The sequence below is a fragment of the Ralstonia sp. ASV6 genome, assembly GCF_016429285.1.
GTDB classification, from domain to species: domain Bacteria; phylum Pseudomonadota; class Gammaproteobacteria; order Burkholderiales; family Burkholderiaceae; genus Ralstonia; species Ralstonia flaminis.
The window spans coordinates 1-1,369 of the sequence record NZ_JAELUI010000308.1; the positions used below are offsets into that span (position 1 = coordinate 1).

Here is a 1,369-nt window from a genome sequence, read left to right on the forward strand (position 1 = left end):
GGTCCAGGAAGGCCTTGAACTTGATCTCGGCGTTGCACAGCACGTCAGGATTGGGCGTGCGGCCGGCGGAGTATTCGCGCAAAAAGTCCGCAAACACGCGATCCTTGTACTCGGCCGCAAAGTTGACCGCCTCCACGTCCACGCCAACCAGGTCGGCGACAGAGACGACGTCGATCCAGTCTTGTCGGGTCGAGCAGTATTCGCTGTCGTCATCGTCTTCCCAGTTCTTCATGAACAGGCCGATGACCTCGTAGCCCTGCTGCTTGAGCAGCCACGCCGTGACGGAGGAATCCACGCCGCCGGACATGCCGACGACGACGCGTTTCTTGCTCATGGCGCCACCCCCAGGCCATACACGCTGGCGTGCGTATGGATGATGTCAAGCGGATAGCGCTTGCCGGCCAGGTAGTCCTCCACGCAAGCGAGCAGTAGCGGGCTGCGATGCCGATCGCGGCTGGCGCGGATCTCGTCCGGCGTCATCCAGACCGTGCGGACGATGCCCTCGTCGAGCGTGCGGCGCGGGTCCTGTGGCCCAAGCTCGCCCGTGAAGGCCATTCGCACATAGGTGACCGGATCGCCCTGCGGCGGCTGAAACTGCGCCATGTAGCAGCCAAGAAAGGCGGTCGGCACGAAACTGTACGTGGTTTCCTCCAGCGCCTCGCGAGCGACGGCATCCACCAGGCTTTCATCCGGGTCGAGATGGCCCGCGGGCTGGTTCAGGCGCAGACCGGCATCGGTGTGCTCCTCGACCAGCAGGAAGCGCCCGTTCTGTTCAATGACGGCGGCAACGGTGACGCTGGGTTTCCAGCGAACGGCTTGGCTCATGGCAAAAAGGCAACAAAAACAAGGCGTTATTGTAGCGGGCGGACGCACTTCCCGCTCGCGCTGGCGGCTCGTCGTTCGTTGTCCTAAGTTGTGCTCAGTTCGGCACACGTTTGCGACGGATCGGCCCGTGTTCTTCACTCCTTTGGAATACCGATGTGATCTTCGAGGAGCGTCCCACTGCCAAAAACTTCGGGTAAGCTGCACAGCGTTCAATAAAACCGATCAAAGCGCGCCCTTCTTCACCTCTTGCGCGCACCACAACGAGGAGAACACGATGCACATCGGCATCCCGCAGGAGACGCGGGCGGACGAGACGCGCGTTGCCGCGACCCCGGAGACGATCAAGAAGTACGTGGCGCAAGGCCATCAGGTGACGGTGCAATCCGGCGCCGGCGTGGCGGCCGCTCAGCCAGACGAGGCTTACGCGGCCGTCGGCGCCAAGATCGGCACCGCAGCGCAGGCACTGGGCGCGCAGATCGTGCTCAAGGTGCGCTCGCCCGAACCCGCAGAGCTTGCGCAGATGCAAGCGGGCGCGGTGCTGATC

1 protein-coding gene and 2 pseudogenes are annotated in these 1,369 nt (G+C 63.4%); 1 reads left to right on the forward strand and 2 read right to left on the reverse strand.

Annotation, left to right across the window (positions count from 1 at the left end):
- Both mnmA and JHD73_RS27720 read right to left on the reverse strand, forming a co-directional pair.
- Positions 1 to 334 (reverse strand): annotated as a pseudogene (gene mnmA, locus JHD73_RS27715) (tRNA 2-thiouridine(34) synthase MnmA); the annotation flags it as partial.
- Entirely contained in the window at positions 331 to 825 is a 495-nt protein-coding gene (locus JHD73_RS27720; protein WP_199033331.1) for an NUDIX hydrolase, read from the reverse strand. The pseudogene mnmA and the gene JHD73_RS27720, both read right to left, overlap by 4 nt.
- 274 nt (positions 826 to 1,099) lie before the next feature.
- On the opposite strand from JHD73_RS27720, the pseudogene JHD73_RS27725 reads away from it, so the two are divergent.
- Positions 1,100 to 1,369 (forward strand): annotated as a pseudogene (locus JHD73_RS27725) (NAD(P)(+) transhydrogenase (Re/Si-specific) subunit alpha); the annotation flags it as partial.

Bases quoted from the DNA above. Each gene is read 5' to 3' on its own strand.
- JHD73_RS27720 (WP_199033331.1), bottom strand. From the start codon at position 825: ATGAGCCAAGCCGTTCGCTGGAAACCCAGCGTCACCGTTGCCGCCGTC.